Consider the following 15,979-nt stretch of genomic DNA (forward strand, 5'->3'; position numbering starts at 1 on the left):
CCGGGGGCAGGCGCGCCCCCAAACTTTACAATTACCACCAGATTGCCCAATACTATAACCATGAAGATCTATCTGGGCGCCGACCATGCCGGCTACGAACTCAAAAACATCATCAGCGAGCACCTCGTGCATGCCGGCTACGACGTCGAAGACGAGGGCGCCAAAACCCTCGACCCCGCCGACGATTACGCGCAGTACGCCTACGCCGTGACCACCAAGGTTTTGGGCGAGGAAGACGACCCCCGGGGCATTCTCATTTGCGGCTCGGGTCAGGGCATGGCCATCGCGGCCAACCGCGTGGGCGGCATCCGCGCCTCGGTGATCTGGAGCGTCGACGGCGCCAAACTCACTCGCGAGCACAACGATTCCAACGTGCTCGCTCTGCCCTCGCGCATGGTCGACACCGACACCGCCCTAGCCATCGTGGACGCCTGGCTGGCCGAGCCGTTTTCCGGCGACGAACGCCACGAGCGCCGCCTCCAGCAAATCGACGACCTCTACGCCTAACCCCCGAACGCTTAGGAGGCTCCCCGGACGCCATTGTCCGGGGAGCCTCAAGTGGTCGTTGTGGCGCGTGGCCACGGGTTAATCCTCCTCCTCGGGTTCCACCCCCAGGCGCTTGGCAACCCTGCGGGCCAGCGACAAGAACTCCCGGTACACCCGGACCATCTGCGTCTGCGGACCCGGGCTGAACTCCGCCATAACTATCACGGTGGGGTCCACCCCTAGCTCGAGTAGTTCGCGACTTGCCTGGGCGGCCTCCAGAAAGAACCGGCGCAGCTTCTCACGGTCGCCATCGTGTGGCTTGGTGCTGAGCACATCGCCGACCACGCCGTGGAAGAAGTTGCTCGTAAGCGCGGCGTACGTTTGCGGCGCCTGGCATAGGGCTTTGATCAGGCCTTCTCGTGTGAGACGGTGCACCATGTTGATACGGGTGAGGTAAACAAGCTCGTTGCCCACCTCAACCGCGAAGGACCTGTCGTCGGTGCTGCGATGCTCAATCTGTTCGCACCGGAGTTTGTCGCGCCCAGGGAGACCCCAGACGATTTTGCCGGATGTGTGGACCAGAATCTCCCCTTCTTCCCATACGGCTTTTTGGGTCAGCGTGCCGCGCCGAACCTTGGTCCGTTCGCGCGTCGCACGCCCATTGCGGAAGTTGATGCCTTGGCATCCGTCCGGAACAGTGAAAGTCTTCTTGAAGACCGCTGCACCCGCCGTAATCAATCCGGCGAGGGTGCCGAGCAGCAGTGTGAGTGAGCCCATGGTTCAACGCCTCCTTCGGAGGTCTCGGCGCAGTGGCGGGAGTATTCGGATGTCGGAACGATTGGGTGCGATGGGGTAGGGGTGCAGGTTCTTCGCGAAAGCGTTATGCTGCTGGTACGTTTATATACCACCCGGAAAGCAAATACCATGGCCCAAATCGCCCCCACCATCAACGCCACCACGCCGCAGGACTACGCCCGCCGCATCGATAACGTCAAAAGCTTTGCCACCCGCCTGCACATCGACGCTGGCGACGGCGTGTTCACCGACGTCAAAACCGTCGGCCTCAGCCAGGTGTACGACATCGACGGCGTGCCCTTTGACCTGCACCTCATGATGGTCCACCCCGAGAGCCAAATCGAAAATATCATCAGTTTGCAGCCCCATTTGGTGATCGTGCACTACGAAGCCGCTTTCGATCGCGAAGCGTTCTTCCGCCAAATCCGCGAGATGGACATCAAGGTCGGCCTAGCCGTCGGCACCGAAACCATGATCGAACAGGTCAAAGACATTTTGCCCACCATCGACCACCTCGTGGTGTTCACCGGCCGCCTCGGCCACAACGGCGGCGAATTTCGCGCCGATTGCCTCGAAAAAATCGCTCAAGCCCGCGCCATCAACCCCGACCTCGAGATCGCCGTCGACGGCGGCCTCAACCAAACCACCGCCCGCCTGGCCGTCGAAGCCGGCGCCAACCTCCTCGACGTCGGCAGCTTCATCCAAGACGCCGCCGACCCCGAAATGGCCTACATCGCCGTGCAGGCCATCGCCGAGGGCGTCTCATGAGATTGGCTTGGTAAAGCCATTCGCCAAAATCGCCAAACCCAGTTATGCTTAATGCATGAGTGCTCCAGAGCTCGAATCCACTCCCCATCATGAATACGACGCCCCCAGCAGCCGCCGGGTTGCAGGCCCGCTATTGGTCGCCGCCGGCCTGATAAGCTTAGCAATTTGCACTCAAACCTTGCGCATCCCCGTGGTGTACAAAGGCGTCGATTATGCCGCCATTCTCACCATCGGGGGAGCGCTCGCCGGCCTCAGCCTGGCTTGGGCAGGCGGGTATTTAATAGCCACCAAGCGCTATTTTCTCTCGCTCCACGCGCACCCGGTAGTGGGGATTTATTTCGCATTGGTACTGTTCTTCATTCAGCTGGCCGCTTACGCTACGATTTTTATCATTACACATGTTCTCGCGGCCATTCAGATCGAGTAGCAGCCAAATTAGACTGTTAATCGCGCCATAATCAGCTAAAATCGCTCTGTCCCGTCGCACTGCCTGCTCGTTCATTGCTATCCCCGCCCCTATCTAGGAGTGCCATGCTCAAAGTCAGGCGCCACTCCCGGCTGACGCAAGGCATTGTCGTCCTCGTCGCCGCCATCGCCGCCGTCGCAGTCCTGCCTCAGGTGCAAACTCAGCCGGGGTCGGGACCGGGCAACGGCCAGACCACCACCGATTGCCAGGCCGATCCGGCCGGCGAGCCCGTCGACATCGTGGTAGCGGGACAATATACCGGGAGATACACCGGTATGAGGGTCTCGTACTGGATCGGCGGCCGCGTCACCGAAGACCCGGCCGAAACCACGATGGCAAATCCGTACTCCAAGAGAAACGCGCTGTACTGGGAACTCCCCACGTCCGAACCGGTGTGGCCATGCGAAACCGTTAGGGTCAAGGTTATACCCATGGGCGGAGAGTCGGGGGAGTTGGAATGCTGGATCAAGGAGTTCGTGGGTAAGACCCCGGTCACGCGTCAGTATATCCCCGACCCTCACGAAGCCAAGTGCGAGTGGACGGCCCCGGCAGCGTAGCGACGGGATCATCTCGGCACCGGGCCGGGCCCTGCGCCCCGCCCGGTGCCCCTCGCCAAATTCGGCCGAAAAGGTTATGGTTGTGGTATGACGCACAAGCAACTCGAGCTCCAGGCCGAGCAAATCCGCGAGGATATCATCACCATGCTCGTCGAGGCCGGCAGCGGCCACAGCGCCGGTCCGCTGGGGTTGGCCGACATCTTTACGGCCCTTTATTTCGAAATTATGGATCACCGCCCCAAGCAGCCCGATTGGGAGGGCCGCGACCGCCTCTTCCTGAGCAACGGCCACACCGTGCCCGTGCGCTACGCCACCATGGCCCGCGCCGGCTACTTCCCGGTCAAGGAGCTGGCCACCCTGCGCAAATTCGGCTCGCGGCTGCAGGGCCACCCCGAACGCCTGCGCCTACCCGGCCTCGAATCCACCTCCGGACCGCTCGGCAGCGGCCTCAGCCAAGCCGCCGGCCATGCCCTGGCGCTGCGCATGGACGGCAGCCGCAGCCATGTCTATGTCATCACCGGCGACGGCGAGCTCGACGAAGGCAACATCTGGGAAGCTGCCATGTTCGCCGCCAAATACAAGCTCTCGGGCCTCACCGCTATCATCGACCGCAACAACATCCAAATCGACGGCCCCACCGACGCCGTGATGCCGCTGGGCAACGTCGCCGCCAAGTTCGCCGCCTTTGGTTGGTACGTCATCGAGATCGACGGCCACAACTTCCAGGCCATCATCGACGCCTGCAATCTGGCCAAAACCATCGCCGGCCTGCCCGTCGCCATCGTGGCCCACACCATCGCCGGCAAAGGCGTCGACTACATGGAGGGCGATTACCATTTCCACGGCTATTTCATGGACGCTCCCGGCGCCCCGGCCAAGGCCGACCAGGCCCGCATCGCCCTGCGCGAATTGCGCACCCTGGGCGGTCAAATTCGCAGCGAGCATGAATAACCCCAAATTGTCACAATACCTCTTTTGGGCTCTCTTGCCCGCCAATGGCTTCTTCATCATCTGGCTCGGACTTGGCGGCCTCAAAGCAGCCACCGGATTCCTCGCGCCCAATGTCCCCGGCGCCCTTTTCATCGCCACCCTCGGCTTGCCATACCTGATCGGCGCCATCATACTCGTTTGGCTACAATACCAGCTTTACCGACGCAGCCGATGGGCGCCTATCCCGGCCATCCCGGTGGGAATCATCGAATATTGGATACTTTTAAGCGTAGTCGCGACCTGGCTCGGCCTGCAGGACTAAAATCAAGCCTTGACCCTTCCTGCGCCCCATCCCGTATCATAGATGGTCCAAAGAGGGGAGAAAACTATGCGAGAAAATGACCATGACCATACAGGGAAAACACCATGTCGCAGGTAAACTTTACGCTTGAAGATATCAAACAATTATTAGACGATCGTCTCGATGAGCGCTTTACTGCCGAGCGCGAGCACACTCGAGCAATGATCCAGGAGGGCGTGAAAGAGGGGACCGATTATGTGATCGAGCAATTCAACAGCTTCATCAAAGATAATTTCGAACCCACCATGAAGAAATTCGATCAGCATTTTGACCGCATCGAGGATCATCTCGATCACCTCGACATCGATGTAGCCACCCTCCGGACCGATGTGCGTCACATCAAGCAGGTGCTGCAGATTGATCGTACCAGTCTATCAGCTCCACTCATGGGCACACCGTAAGCATTTTGTCTTTTCCCTCACCAAGCCGTATCATGAAGCTATGATTGAGCCGCAGCAACATCTCGTTCCCAATCTGTTCTCCAAAGAGGTCAAGCAAGAGGCCACCCGCATGGGCTTCGGGCGCGGCCTGCTCGAGCTCGGCCACACCAACAAAAACGTCGTAGCCCTCTGCGCCGACCTCACCGAATCTACTCGCATGATCGATTTTGCCAAGAGCTACCCCGAGCGCTTCGTGGAGGTCGGCGTGGCCGAGCAAAATCTCGTGACGCTCGGTGCCGGCATGGCGCTAGCGGGCAAAATCCCGTTTGTGGCCAGCTACGCCGCCTTTTCGCCAGGCCGCAACTGGGAGCAAATTCGCACCACCATCTGCCTCAATGACACCAACGTCAAAATCGTCGGTGCGCACGCCGGCGTTTCGGTCGGCCCCGACGGCGCCACCCACCAGATGCTCGAAGACATCGCCCTCATGCGCGTGCTACCCAACATGACCGTCGTGGTGCCGGCCGACGCCGTGGAGGCCGAAAAAGCCACCTTGGTGCTAGCCGCCAAATACGGCCCCGCCTACATCCGGCTGGCGCGCGAAAAGTCGCCTATCATCACCACCGACAAGTCGCCGTTTTCGCTCGCCAAGGCCCAGGTGCTGCGGTTTGGCCACGACCTCACCATCGTCGCCTGCGGCACCATGGTGTACCAGGCGCTCGTGGCCGCCGAAAAGCTCAGCCACAAGGGCATCGAGGCCGAGGTGATCAACGCCGCCGTCATCAAACCCCTCGACACCGTCACCATCGTGGCCAGCGCCCGCAAAACCGGCGCCGTGCTCACCGTGGAGGAGGCGCAAATCGCCGGCGGTCTCGGCGGCGCCGTCGCCGAAACCCTGGCCGACCACCATCCCGTGCCCATGACGCGCATCGGCATGCTCGACCGCTTTGGCGAATCCGGCGTGCCGAGCGAGCTGCTCGAGCATTTTGGCCTCAGCGCCGCCAATATTGCCGCCAAAGCTCTCGACCTTCGCAAACGCAAGGCGTAAAGTAGTCACATTCAGTAATCATTCAGTAATGAGGACTTCTGCATGGCCGACTCCGCCAAACGCGTCTTGGTTCCGACCGATCTGCTTTATCTCCTAACCTTTGCCGCCGGCATGGCTGCCTTTTGGGCCGGCGGGCACGCTAGTCGACTGCTGCCGGTCATGAAAAACCATGGCCTGGCGCTGGCCGCCGGCCTGGTCGTCACCGCTGGCATTTACGGGCTCGGCCTGTTCGTGATCTCGCTTCTGGCCACCCGCCGCCTCGGCCGCGGCGTGCTCATCGCCACCATCGTGGCCGTGGCACTCGGCCTGGCCGCCGCCCAGGGCATCGTGCGCCTGGCCGCCGGCCACATCCACACCAAGACCGACCTCGGCCTGCTCACCTTCGTGCTGTACCTGTGCTACGGCGCCATTTACGCGCTGTCGCTTGCCATCGCCCGCAAATTTGCGAAGTAATCACCAACACGGCACAATGAGATCAGCTTAAGCGAGATCAGGTATCATTATGTCCAACACCGCCGCCGCCCGCACGCTCTACACCCGCACCCGCCAGGAAAAATTTGCCCTGGGAGCCTTCAACATCGACAACCAAGAGACCCTCATCGGCGTGGCCCGCGCCGCCGCCGCCAAACAGGCGCCGGTGCTCGTGGAGGTGTCGCAAGGCGAGGTTGAAGCCATGGGCCTGGCTAATATCCGCTGCCTGGTCGACAACTACGTTGCCGAATACGGCGTCGAAATGTACCTCAATCTCGACCACTCGCCCAGCGTGGCCGCGGCCAAAGCCGGCATCGACGCCGGGTTTGAATTCATCCACATAGACTTCTCCCAAGCCAAAACAGACGCCTCGCTGGCCGAAATCACCGCCGCCACCAAAGAGGTGGTCGAATACGCCAAAACCACCGGCGCCCTCGTCGAGAGCGAGCCGCACTACTTTGGCGGCAGCTCCAATGTGCACGACGAAGCCATCGACTACGAGGAAATCAAAAAATTCTTCACCAAACCCGCCGAAGCCCGCGATTTCATCGCCGCCACTGGTATCGACACCTACGCCGTCGCCATCGGCAACCTCCACGGTAGCTATCCGGTGCCAAAACAGCTCGACCTTGGCTTGCTGGAGCAAATTGTAGCCGCTGCCCCTGATGCCCACTTTAGCCTCCACGGCGGCTCCGATACGCCCGACGAGCAATTCCGCGGCGCCGTAGCCCGCGGCATCTCCAAGATCAACATCAATTCCGACCTGCGCAAAACCTTCCGCGTGACGCTCGAAAAAGTACTCGCCGACCATCCCAAAGAATACGCTGTGGTCAAGCTCATGCCCGACGTCATCGCCGCCGTTCAGGCCGTAGTTGAAGCCAAAATCGACAGCTTCGGCTCCGCCGGCCAAGGCCCCGGCGAGGAGCAGTCCGCTCCCGTCGACCCCGAATAATTGCGTTTCGGGTCTGGGTCCCCCGCAGGAGACCCAGACCATGAGAAAACGAAGAGCCTGCTACCTGAGGTAGCCCACCAGGTCGACCGACAGGAGGGTCACTCCCGGCTGTGTCCCAAATTTCCCGCTGGTTGGGGTGTCGCCGGAGAGCGAGAGCCTGTCAGTGTGGTAATCGGCGCCTTTCTTCACGCGCACTATCGCCGTCACCGCACAGATGGTGAGGCCGCCCTGCGCCTGCCACGCCACCCGGTCGCTCAGCAGGTTGACCGTGAGCACGCGCGACCCGACTACCTTGCTGCCGGCCGGCGGCGCATAGGTGATCACGCCGATGCCGTTTGGCCGCACTACCCCACTGGCATGGAAGTTCGCCGGCTTGGCGCAGACGGCCGGCAGTTTTGGCGCCGGCCCATGTCCCGGCGGCCCAACCGAGCTAATCGACAACCCGGTGCTGATGAAAATGGCGAGCAACGCCACCATCAACCAAGTTTTCCGAACCAACCTCTCGCCCCTTTGTTCGTCGTACATGCCGCGTTGGCACGCCGATCATTGTATCAAAACAGGCCTAAAAATGGTTACAGCCCAGATCTCCCACCTCGTCGTGAGGAGATCCGGGCCGTGGCCGCTACGTGAGCCGGCCGTGCAGGGTGAAGCGCCGAATCTCAGAGCCGTCCGGCGCGGGGTATTCGCCCTCGAAGGCGGTCACGCTCACCGTATCCGCCCCCGGCGGATCCAGGACCGCGTCAGCGTCGCACACCACCAGATTTCTGTGTGCCACCCAAGTGATGTGCCGGCGGTCGCCGCCCAGCTCGATGGCTAGCCGGCCGTTGGCCTGGTCCTGCGGATTGGTTGTCGTGATCGTCACGCTCACGACGCCGTCTCGACTGGGCGTGGCCACAGCCGTGAAATTGCCGTGCAGCCGGCAGTCGGCCAGTTGCTGGGCGGTGTAGGGCTGGGGCTTGAGCCCCTGGCCTTTGTCGCTAGTGGCAGCGCCGTAGATCAGCCCGCCAACCACGCCTACTGTCGCAAATATCACGACCGAAGTTCTCGTGCGCATCGTGCGAATCTCCTCGCTCGAATCGGCTTACTCTCGTTACATCGACGTCCAGGCTCAGCTTAATCCAGCTGCGCCACCACCTCGATGTGCCATAGCTTCCAGTCATCGGGCGCTGGGAAGCTGCCCCGCGAGAAGTCCGGGTACAGCGTCTCCTGCGCCGCTCCACGCTGGTTCGGATTGAGCGTTACGCTCACCCGGCACAGACGCAGATCGGAGCCGTCGCGGACCTTCCAGGCTGCCTCAGTCGGCGTGAGATTGATCGTGATCGCTCGCTGCGCTCGCGTAGCGTACGTCGCTCCGTGGCCAGGTACGGCCACCACCGGCGCGCCGGCCCGGCCCCGAGCATTCAGTGTCACTTGCAGCGACACATTCGGTTGCTCGGGGCAGTCCGCGGGCATCGGCGGCGGCGTCACAGCGGCGCCACCACGGCCGTCGTCACCCGGCCAGATGGAGAGGCTCGCCATCCCGAACGCTGCAGCCAAGCCGAGGAATGCCACCCACCCTTTCCAGCGTCGTGTCGGAGGCTCCGGCGAAGAGAACAGAGGCACGCAAAATCCTCTCAATTCGGTCATTCATGCCACGATGGCACGCCGGCTATTATAGCCAGCGCAAGCCAAAGCACCAAAAAATAATAAGTGCGTTCCCGGTCCGGGTCCCCCTCGTGAGGAGACCCGGACCTTGTAGCGGCGAACGAATGATCTAGTGGCTCAGTGTCAGCCTCCCTGTCCCCGTTTCACCAGCGTGAGGTGACCCCGGAGCACGACCTTGGCGATGGTGGTGCCACGGCCCGGGCCCCAACCAGCCACCGTGCGCCCGGGCTTGAGCGGCACCTGGATGTTCCCCGGGTTCAGGTAGACGGTTCCGTCGCAGATCACGAGATCGGGACCGGTCTCCCAGTGTGCCAGCTGCGGCGTCACATCGAACACGGTGAGAGCCTGCTGAGCCGCCACCTTGGTGGCCGGCGGCGTCACCGCCACGTCGACCGACGTGGCGTCGTCGAAGGCAACGGTCGCCGTCGCCGTCACGTCGAGGTGGCCTCGGCACTCGGCCAGCTGGGCGTCGGTGTACGCCTTCCCCGTCGGGGCCGCCGGCGGCTTCGGCTGGGCCGCCTTGGTCGAAGCGGCCGCGCTGGCCGGCGATGAGCCGGTGGCGCTGGTACCTCCGGTACCAGTCGAGCAGCCGGCGAGCAGCAGTGTCGCCAGCCCCAGTCCCGCACCAACCCCAGCGATTTTGGTTCGTCGTTCCACGGAGATTGATCCTCTCCATTCGTCGTGCATGCCACGATGGCACGCCGGCTATTATAGCCAGCCCGAGCCAAATCACAAACAGCGGATAAATAAATACCTTTCCGGCCCAGGTCCCCTTCGTGAGGAGACCCAGACCAAACGGAACCTGTCAGCCATGATTCCCGATGGACCTATGGCACGTAATACCCCACAAATACCAGTTGGGCGAAGGCCTTACCGGCCGGCGCCGGATACTGGCCGCCGCTCATGGTCAGGTCCTTGGAAAAGGTCACGCCCGAGGTCAACGTCACCCTTATCGCGCAGAGCGTGAGCTCCTCATCGCTGACGCCCCAAGAAATGCTGTTCGCATCGCCCTGGAACACCGCCGCTTGCTTCACGGCGTTCCGCTGAGCCGCGGGGGCGTCCACCGAGACCTTGGGCTGGCCGCCGCTGGGCTTCACCCTGACCTGCACCGAGTGATCGGCGTGGCAGGTGCTCAGCTGGGCTGCGCTGTAGGCGTGCGCCGGCGGGAGCGGCGCAATTTGGCCGGGCCCATTGGTCTTCGGCTCGGCCACGATCAAGATGCCAGCCGCAAAGATCGCCCCCAGTGGGATAATCCACCACCATTCTTCTCGCCTCATGCTGCCAAACTCCCCTCACTACGTCGTGCATGCCGCTTTGGCACGCAGGCTATTATAGCCACATAAAGCCAAAGTACAAAAATACCGCCTCGGCAAAGAGGCGGCAGGGGACTATAAATCCGGGTTGAGCCGGGGACCCGTGGGGGTCCCCGGCGCTCGCCGAAAAGAGGTGGTTCAGCCGGCACCCACCAGGAGCACGTCAACCTCGTTCGTCTTGGACGGCACAGTGCCGATCAGGTCGGTGGTGGGGGAGCCGTCGATGACGACGTCTGACACTTGCTTAGCGAACGTTGCCGCGCCCGGCCCGGTGAAACGCGCCTTCACGCACAACACCCGCAGGTGCGGCGCCAGGTGCAGCGTCAGCACCTGCTGGCCGTCTCCGACCTGGCGCTCCATAGCGCTGGCGGCGTCGCCGACGTCCAGGAGCGGCCGGCCGTCCATGCCCTGCACCTGGTGGTTGATGAACAGCGCGTACACGCCGTCCGGCCCCAGCAGGTATCGCAGGTCGAACTTCACCCGCTGGGCCAGCTGGGCCTCGGTGCAGGCCGAGACCGGCACCAGGGAGTCGGAGGGCGTGACCGCGGGGGCCGAAGTCGGGGCCCTGAACCCGAGCGTCGGGTAGGCGGGCCGGCCGTTCGGTCCCGGCGGCTGGTTGTAGGCGAAGACCGCCGTCGCCACAGAGCCAGCGACGGCCAGCACGATGGCCGCGGCAACGATGGCCGCGGGTATCCAGTTGAGCGGCGCCCGCGGGCGGCGGTGACGGGGAGGCGAGCTGGCGGATGGCTCGAACACGTAAAGCCTCTTCTCGATCGAGTTGTAGCGGTGGTTCCACCCAAGCTGGGTGGCCGCGGTACGTGGAGAGTTGATTCGAAAATGCACCCTCACACTGGCCATACATTAGCACAATAGAGCCAAAATGTCAATAACTTGTAACGCGCTCGCACACCCCCACTTCGCCGCTGCATCGGCAAAAAATGACACTTTGTGTCAAAACGCCCCCTCACGAAAGCCTATTATTCCCAAAGCACAACTGGTATTCTAGATACAATGCACGAGGTGAATGTCAAAATTCTCACATTTGGAGCCGCTACTCAGGACGTGTTCCTGACCGGCAAGGCTCTCCACGCTCGCCGCGATGTGCGCACCCGCGACTATGTGGAGCAATTCCCACTGGGCGCCAAAATCGACGTCGAAGGCATTCATTTCGACACCGGCGGCGGCGCCACCAACGCAGCCGTCACCTTCACGCGGCAGGGCTTGCAGGCCGAATACATTGGCAAAATCGGCCACGACCCCGCCGGCGCTGAGGTGCTGCGCGTGCTGCGCCGCGAAGGCGTAGTCACCGAGCACGTTGCCTACGACAGCAAACGCGCTACCGGCTACTCCACGATTTTGCTTGCCCCCGGCGGCGAACGCACCGTGCTCGTGCACCGCGGCGCCTCGCACGAATTGGGATCCAAAGACGTCGCCATCCGCACGCTCGAAGCCGACTGGTTTTACATCACTTCGCTCGCCGGCAATTTTGACCTCCTCGGCAAGCTGCTCAAGCACGCCAACAATCGTGGCATCCAAGTGGCCATCGACCCCGGTGGCGCTGAGCTCGCCCAGCCCAAAAAACTCCGCGCCCTCCTGCCGCTCATCACCGTGCTCAAAGCCAACGCGCAGGAGCTGGGCGGCCTGTTTGGCGGCGACAGCCTCTCCGATACCATTCGCCGCGCCGACGGCGTGTGCCCGTATGTGGTCGGCACCAACGGCGCCGCCGGCTCATACGCCGCCGTAGCCGGCAAGCTGTACCAGGCCGGCGCCTACCAGAAGGTCAAAGTGGTCGACCGTCTCGGCGCCGGCGACGCCTTCGGCTCCGGATTTGTCTCCGCACTCGCCAAGGGCCTGGGAGTCGAAGACGCGCTCACGCTCGCCAGCGCCAATGCCACGAGCGTAGTGGCCCAAATTGGCGCCAAAACCGGCATTCTCAAAACCAGCCGCATCAAACGCATGAAGCTCAAAATTAGCAACCTGGAGGGTAAATAATGTCCACCATCGGCCGCTTTTTACAGGCCAAAGAGCCGCTCTTCGACCACGCGCTGCACCAGCTCGAGTTGCGCACCCAACAAAAAGGCCTCGACGTGCGCCTGGCCGCCGAAATCGCCGAATCCGCCGCGCACCGCACCAAGCAGCTGGGGCTCAGCCCCAGCGCCACCGGTCCCGAGCTCTACGCCGCACTTATCAAAAAAGTAGGGGAGCACGACGACCACCTCGCCCGCGCCATCGGTGGCACCGACCCCAGTGACCTACGCGAGATGATCCCGCTCATCGTTAAGGCCGCCGAAGCCGCCCCGCTGCCCAAAGACGGCTGGTTCCTCACGGTCGACAAGGCCAAGGAAATGTTGCGCCGCATGCCGCCCATGGCCATCATGGACCGCCTCGGCCACCACCTCGTGTCACGCCTACTCGAAGAAGAAGACATTTTCGAGCTCTTCCTGGCCCTGCGTTTCGCCGAACCCCCCGAATTCCTCAATGACTTCGACAAACTTTACCTCGACCTCACCCCAGCCGACTTCGAGCACCGCCGCATTAAAGTGGTGCCCTTCGCCGCCAGCAAATGGGGCGACATCGCCGAGCACTTCATTCAAAAAAAGCGCCACAACATCACCCACTCCAAGGAAATGGGCGCCATCGCCGTGATGCCCATGACCGAGACCCACATGACCGGCGTCACGCTCAAGGTGATGCCGCTCCTCTTTCATTACTTTAACGAAATCCGCCTCTACAGCTCGTTCTTTAAGCTTATGCAAGCCAAAAAGAACTTCGGCGCCATTATCTCTGACACCCTCATCGCCGATCCGGCGCATGTCAAAATCACCGACACCGCGCACATCCACTGGCGCGTCATTCAGCGTTACTTTGGCAAGCTCACCACCGAAGTGCATCCTGAGATTTTCGAGCCGCACGTGCAGCCCGAAGACTTGCACTGGCGGCGGGCCGAAGACATATTGTACGAGATCGATCCCGAGCTGAAGTTCTGGCAAAATCTCGATTACGTGGCGGTACCTAAGGGGCCGGCGCACGACACCATTACCTTCAATCTCATGGATATCTCGCTCGGCTACTCCAACGCCATCGCCTACGAAGACCGCTACCTGTACCACTTCCGTGAGGCCTTGTGGAATGAAGTGTTTGCCCGCTACTTTGGCGAAAAAGTACTCGAACACGAGCTGCTCGAAAAACTCAATAACGCCGTCATCAAGCCCGAGGTGCTCACCCGCCATGAGTAAGCACGACCTGCGCTACCAGATCTGCGTCTCCGGCGCGGCCCGCGGCGACAGCGTCGAGCTGGCCAAAGGCCTCGTAGCTGAGGTGGCGCGTGAGATCGTGCGCCGCGGCCATCTCGTGCTCACCGGCGCCACCCGCGGCCTGCCGTATTACGCCGCCAAGGCCGCCAAAATCGAGGGCGGCACAGACATCAGCTCGATCGGCTTCTCGCCCGCCTCCAGCCGCTTGGCGCACGTCAAAAAATATCAGCTCCCGCTCGACGCCTTCGACACTGTGCTCTTCACCGGCTTCGAATACACCGGCCGCAACCTGCTGCTCGTGCGCAGTGCCGACGCCGTGGTGATGGTGGGCGGCCGCATCGGCACGCTCAACGAGCTCACCATCGCCATCGAGGAGCGCAAACCCATTGGCGTGCTGCTCGGCTCGGGCGGCATGACCGAAGAGGTGGAGCACGTGCTCAAGGCCGCCAAGCGCGCCCGCACCGGCATTATTTTCGACCGCGACCCGGTGGCGCTCGTCGACCAACTCATCGCCCTCATCGAAACCAAAGCCGCCAAACTGCCCGATTTGTCGACCGAGCTGTAGCCCGCTATGGGGGCAAAAGCGTACCTCCGCCGCCACCGCTGGCCACAACTGGCGGCCGCCGCAGCGCTAGCCGCGCTCGGGTACCACGCCGGCACCACCGCGCGCATTGACTCGTACGCCGCCTGCGTGGCCGCGGGCCGACCCGCCGCCCAAACCACCCCACCCACCTGTCGCGACGGCCGGCACACGTTCGTAGGCCCCACGCCTTCGACGGCACCCCAGCGCCCGGCCGCTACCCGGGCCGCCTTCGACATCCTGGTCGACGGCGACACCCGCGTCGCGCTACCGGCCCGCGGCCAAGCCCACATCGCCGACCACGCCGACTGGCAGGCCTATTGGCGCACCACGCACGCCGGCCTCGCCACGCTGCCGCCGCTCATCCCCGTTGATTTCGCGCAGGCGGACGTCATCGGCGCCAGCCTCGGCCCCATGCCCACCACCGGCTACGGCCTCAAAGTTATCAGCATCCAGACCACCCCCGCCGGCAGTACCGTGCATCTGAGCGAAATCACCCCCACCATCACCTGTGCGGTGGCCCAAACCGTCACCAACCGCTACCTCATCGTTCGCACCACCAAGCTCCCTCAGCCGGTCAATTTTCAGATTTCAACTGATCGCCGCTCGTGTAAGTAATTCTTATGCTATAAAATTGACAAATTAGCAATTTTATTGTAATATGTTTTGGTCCAACGATGCATCCCGAAGCGGCATCCCGCCGCCCCGGACTGACAATTTGAGATCAGAGAGGAGTGATCCGCATGTCGGGTCACACGCCCCACACCCCTAGGCCCGTGCCGGCGATCCCGCAGACCAAGACCCGTTCCGCCTGGCTCCTGCCGAGCCGCTGGCTCCGGGTGCTGTTCGTAGCGGCAGTGATAGCAACCCCAGGGTTCGTGGGCGCGTGGTTTTGGAACCAGGATGACACGATCAACATCTGTCACAAGGCTCATCCCTGCCCGTCCGCTCCGGTCCATCCGCGGCCTACGGCGCCGCCCGCCGGCTGCATTCCGCCCCGCGACACCATTGCCGTGGCGGCGCTCACCAGCGCTCCCGCCGGCTCCGGTGCCGCCTCGCAGTATCTGGCTCGCCTCAAGGGCTCGCTGGTGACCGAGGTGATCTACGATGGTCCCTACGTTACCCAGGGCCAGCTGGCCGACGAGTTCCGGACGGCTGAATGCAACGGCTTGCGCGCCAGCCTGGTGCTCAACCAGGTCTTCGACTGGTTCCCCAACGACGAAGGGCGTATCAGCTACCTGAAGACGCTCGACGCCACCGGCAACCTCGAATCGTTCTGGATCGACGCCCGCACTGCCCCGCGCAATGCCGGCGACGGCGATTCACCCGGCAGCGTAGCCGCAGCCCAGTGGCGGGCGCTCCTCACGAGCGCCGGCCTTGAGCAGCGGATTTACGTGCTGGACAGCTTCACCGACCGCGGCCCCGAAGCCAACGCCGTCCTGGCCAAGGCCTACGAAGCCGCCGGCGTCACCTACGTGCCGTTGCCCGATACCTCCCCCGGGAGCTACGAAGCCGCTGGGTCGGCCAGCTTCAACCAGGCCGGCACTCGGGCGTGGGCGGCTGTCTCCATCGGCGGCCCCATCACGTCCAGCCAGCTCGAAAGCGCCGTTCGCGACCTTCGCTACGGCCACCCCGTGAGCCACATCTTGCTCACCACCGAGCAAGACGACGCCGGGCGAGTTCGCGCCTGCGCCGGTGTGGTGGAACCACTGCTCCACGGCTGACTCAACTTGTCAGCCCGCATCGTTCGGACACGGTGGGGCGTGGTCTTGTACCACGTCCCACCTGAACGCATTTATTGTTGCAAACAAAAACTCAAAATTATGGTCTAGTATCTGACCCACCCTCACTTGCTCACCCTCCCGTAATCACCTGACAGGCTGGTTGCAACATTTCCCTCTCCAGAGCCTCAAAGAATTGCCGAAACCACGACAGAGTCTTCTTGGTATGTCGTGTTTTGTCTGGTTTTCGGGT

General features: G+C 62.5%; 22 protein-coding genes. 15 read left to right on the forward strand and 7 right to left on the reverse strand.

All coding sequences use genetic code 11. The features are described from left to right. Nucleotides 1–60: 60 nt before the first annotated feature. Complete coding sequence (locus VMT30_06020) at nt 61–507, forward strand: RpiB/LacA/LacB family sugar-phosphate isomerase (protein HVQ44495.1); 447 nt, start codon at nt 61–63, stop codon at nt 505–507. A 78-nt stretch (nt 508–585) separates the two neighbouring features. On the opposite strand, the gene VMT30_06025 is transcribed toward VMT30_06020, so the two are convergent. After that, nucleotides 586–1,263, reverse strand: coding sequence for a hypothetical protein (locus tag VMT30_06025; protein ID HVQ44496.1), 678 nt, complete (start codon nt 1,261–1,263; stop codon nt 586–588). A 147-nt stretch (nt 1,264–1,410) separates the two neighbouring features. Between VMT30_06025 and VMT30_06030 the strand changes: the two genes are divergently transcribed. The 9 genes from VMT30_06030 (at nt 1,411) to VMT30_06070 (ending at nt 7,214) form a co-directional block, all read left to right on the forward strand. Continuing rightward, the gene (locus VMT30_06030) at nt 1,411–2,049 is read left to right on the forward strand and encodes a hypothetical protein (GenBank protein ID HVQ44497.1); all 639 of its coding nucleotides are present in this window, start codon (nt 1,411–1,413) and stop codon (nt 2,047–2,049) included. A 55-nt stretch (nt 2,050–2,104) separates the two neighbouring features. Beyond that, entirely contained in the window at nt 2,105–2,476 is a 372-nt protein-coding gene (locus VMT30_06035) for a hypothetical protein (GenBank protein ID HVQ44498.1), read from the forward strand. Between the two features lie 104 nt (nt 2,477–2,580). Beyond that, complete coding sequence (locus VMT30_06040) at nt 2,581–3,072, forward strand: hypothetical protein (protein ID HVQ44499.1); 492 nt, start codon at nt 2,581–2,583, stop codon at nt 3,070–3,072. 87 nt (nt 3,073–3,159) lie between these two features. After that, on the forward strand, nt 3,160–4,023 hold the full coding sequence (locus tag VMT30_06045) for a transketolase (protein ID HVQ44500.1): 864 nt from the start codon (nt 3,160–3,162) through the stop codon (nt 4,021–4,023). After that, a complete protein-coding gene (locus VMT30_06050; protein HVQ44501.1) occupies nt 4,016–4,324 on the forward strand; it encodes a hypothetical protein in 309 nt (102 codons plus the stop codon). The genes VMT30_06045 and VMT30_06050 overlap by 8 nt, the downstream gene beginning before the upstream one ends. A gap of 104 nt (nt 4,325–4,428) precedes the next feature. Further along, nucleotides 4,429–4,764 carry a hypothetical protein gene (locus tag VMT30_06055; GenBank protein ID HVQ44502.1) on the forward strand — a complete coding sequence of 112 codons (336 nt, stop codon included), beginning with the start codon at nt 4,429–4,431 and terminating at the stop codon, nt 4,762–4,764. A 40-nt stretch (nt 4,765–4,804) separates the two neighbouring features. Beyond that, nucleotides 4,805–5,791 (forward strand): transketolase C-terminal domain-containing protein, encoded by a 987-nt coding sequence (locus tag VMT30_06060; protein ID HVQ44503.1) that lies wholly within the window; start codon nt 4,805–4,807, stop codon nt 5,789–5,791. A gap of 42 nt (nt 5,792–5,833) precedes the next feature. Then, complete coding sequence (locus tag VMT30_06065; GenBank protein ID HVQ44504.1) at nt 5,834–6,244, forward strand: hypothetical protein; 411 nt, start codon at nt 5,834–5,836, stop codon at nt 6,242–6,244. 49 nt (nt 6,245–6,293) lie between these two features. Then, a complete protein-coding gene (locus tag VMT30_06070) occupies nt 6,294–7,214 on the forward strand; it encodes a class II fructose-bisphosphate aldolase (protein ID HVQ44505.1) in 921 nt (306 codons plus the stop codon). A gap of 60 nt (nt 7,215–7,274) precedes the next feature. On the opposite strand, the gene VMT30_06075 is transcribed toward VMT30_06070, so the two are convergent. From VMT30_06075 to VMT30_06100, 6 genes are all read right to left on the reverse strand, one after another. Next, nucleotides 7,275–7,712, reverse strand: a complete 438-nt coding sequence (locus tag VMT30_06075; protein ID HVQ44506.1) for a hypothetical protein — start codon at nt 7,710–7,712, stop codon at nt 7,275–7,277. A gap of 124 nt (nt 7,713–7,836) precedes the next feature. Next, nucleotides 7,837–8,268, reverse strand: a complete 432-nt coding sequence (locus tag VMT30_06080; GenBank protein HVQ44507.1) for a hypothetical protein — start codon at nt 8,266–8,268, stop codon at nt 7,837–7,839. Nucleotides 8,269–8,327: 59 nt separating this feature from the next. Next, entirely contained in the window at nt 8,328–8,816 is a 489-nt protein-coding gene (locus tag VMT30_06085) for a hypothetical protein (GenBank protein ID HVQ44508.1), read from the reverse strand. A gap of 165 nt (nt 8,817–8,981) precedes the next feature. Next, complete coding sequence (locus tag VMT30_06090) at nt 8,982–9,515, reverse strand: hypothetical protein (GenBank protein ID HVQ44509.1); 534 nt, start codon at nt 9,513–9,515, stop codon at nt 8,982–8,984. 170 nt (nt 9,516–9,685) lie between these two features. Then, complete coding sequence (locus tag VMT30_06095) at nt 9,686–10,135, reverse strand: hypothetical protein (GenBank protein HVQ44510.1); 450 nt, start codon at nt 10,133–10,135, stop codon at nt 9,686–9,688. Nucleotides 10,136–10,309: 174 nt separating this feature from the next. Next, a complete protein-coding gene (locus VMT30_06100) occupies nt 10,310–11,029 on the reverse strand; it encodes a hypothetical protein (GenBank protein ID HVQ44511.1) in 720 nt (239 codons plus the stop codon). Between the two features lie 162 nt (nt 11,030–11,191). Between VMT30_06100 and VMT30_06105 the strand changes: the two genes are divergently transcribed. The 5 genes from VMT30_06105 to VMT30_06125 all read left to right on the forward strand — a co-directional run bounded on the left by VMT30_06105 (nt 11,192) and on the right by VMT30_06125 (nt 15,729). After that, entirely contained in the window at nt 11,192–12,163 is a 972-nt protein-coding gene (locus tag VMT30_06105) for a carbohydrate kinase family protein (protein ID HVQ44512.1), read from the forward strand. Further along, nucleotides 12,163–13,407, forward strand: coding sequence for a hypothetical protein (locus VMT30_06110; GenBank protein ID HVQ44513.1), 1,245 nt, complete (start codon nt 12,163–12,165; stop codon nt 13,405–13,407). The genes VMT30_06105 and VMT30_06110 overlap by 1 nt, the downstream gene beginning before the upstream one ends. Beyond that, nucleotides 13,400–13,990, forward strand: coding sequence for a hypothetical protein (locus tag VMT30_06115; protein HVQ44514.1), 591 nt, complete (start codon nt 13,400–13,402; stop codon nt 13,988–13,990). Before VMT30_06110 ends, VMT30_06115 begins: the two co-directional genes overlap by 8 nt. Before the next feature lie 6 nt (nt 13,991–13,996). Further along, nucleotides 13,997–14,623 (forward strand): protease complex subunit PrcB family protein, encoded by a 627-nt coding sequence (locus VMT30_06120; GenBank protein HVQ44515.1) that lies wholly within the window; start codon nt 13,997–13,999, stop codon nt 14,621–14,623. Nucleotides 14,624–14,748: 125 nt separating this feature from the next. Continuing rightward, complete coding sequence (locus VMT30_06125; GenBank protein ID HVQ44516.1) at nt 14,749–15,729, forward strand: hypothetical protein; 981 nt, start codon at nt 14,749–14,751, stop codon at nt 15,727–15,729. The last annotated feature ends 250 nt before the right edge of the window (nt 15,730–15,979 follow it).

The sequence above is a fragment of the Candidatus Saccharimonadia bacterium genome (genome assembly GCA_035544015.1).
Classification (GTDB): Bacteria; Patescibacteriota; Saccharimonadia; order UBA4664; family UBA4664; genus UBA5169.

Bases quoted from the DNA above. Each gene is read 5' to 3' on its own strand.
- VMT30_06065 (HVQ44504.1), top strand. From the start codon at position 5,834: ATGGCCGACTCCGCCAAACGCGTCTTGGTTCCGACCGATCTGCTTTAT.
- VMT30_06050 (HVQ44501.1), top strand. From the start codon at position 4,016: ATGAATAACCCCAAATTGTCACAATACCTCTTTTGGGCTCTCTTGCCC.
- VMT30_06100 (HVQ44511.1), bottom strand. From the start codon at position 11,029: ATGGCCAGTGTGAGGGTGCATTTTCGAATCAACTCTCCACGTACCGCG.
- VMT30_06030 (HVQ44497.1), top strand. From the start codon at position 1,411: ATGGCCCAAATCGCCCCCACCATCAACGCCACCACGCCGCAGGACTAC.
- VMT30_06070 (HVQ44505.1), top strand. From the start codon at position 6,294: ATGTCCAACACCGCCGCCGCCCGCACGCTCTACACCCGCACCCGCCAG.
- VMT30_06115 (HVQ44514.1), top strand. From the start codon at position 13,400: ATGAGTAAGCACGACCTGCGCTACCAGATCTGCGTCTCCGGCGCGGCC.
- VMT30_06055 (HVQ44502.1), top strand. From the start codon at position 4,429: ATGTCGCAGGTAAACTTTACGCTTGAAGATATCAAACAATTATTAGAC.
- VMT30_06125 (HVQ44516.1), top strand. From the start codon at position 14,749: ATGTCGGGTCACACGCCCCACACCCCTAGGCCCGTGCCGGCGATCCCG.
- VMT30_06025 (HVQ44496.1), bottom strand. From the start codon at position 1,263: ATGGGCTCACTCACACTGCTGCTCGGCACCCTCGCCGGATTGATTACG.
- VMT30_06045 (HVQ44500.1), top strand. From the start codon at position 3,160: ATGACGCACAAGCAACTCGAGCTCCAGGCCGAGCAAATCCGCGAGGAT.
- VMT30_06060 (HVQ44503.1), top strand. From the start codon at position 4,805: ATGATTGAGCCGCAGCAACATCTCGTTCCCAATCTGTTCTCCAAAGAG.
- VMT30_06040 (HVQ44499.1), top strand. From the start codon at position 2,581: ATGCTCAAAGTCAGGCGCCACTCCCGGCTGACGCAAGGCATTGTCGTC.
- VMT30_06095 (HVQ44510.1), bottom strand. From the start codon at position 10,135: ATGAGGCGAGAAGAATGGTGGTGGATTATCCCACTGGGGGCGATCTTT.
- VMT30_06120 (HVQ44515.1), top strand. From the start codon at position 13,997: ATGGGGGCAAAAGCGTACCTCCGCCGCCACCGCTGGCCACAACTGGCG.
- VMT30_06020 (HVQ44495.1), top strand. From the start codon at position 61: ATGAAGATCTATCTGGGCGCCGACCATGCCGGCTACGAACTCAAAAAC.
- VMT30_06080 (HVQ44507.1), bottom strand. From the start codon at position 8,268: ATGCGCACGAGAACTTCGGTCGTGATATTTGCGACAGTAGGCGTGGTT.
- VMT30_06110 (HVQ44513.1), top strand. From the start codon at position 12,163: ATGTCCACCATCGGCCGCTTTTTACAGGCCAAAGAGCCGCTCTTCGAC.
- VMT30_06035 (HVQ44498.1), top strand. From the start codon at position 2,105: ATGAGTGCTCCAGAGCTCGAATCCACTCCCCATCATGAATACGACGCC.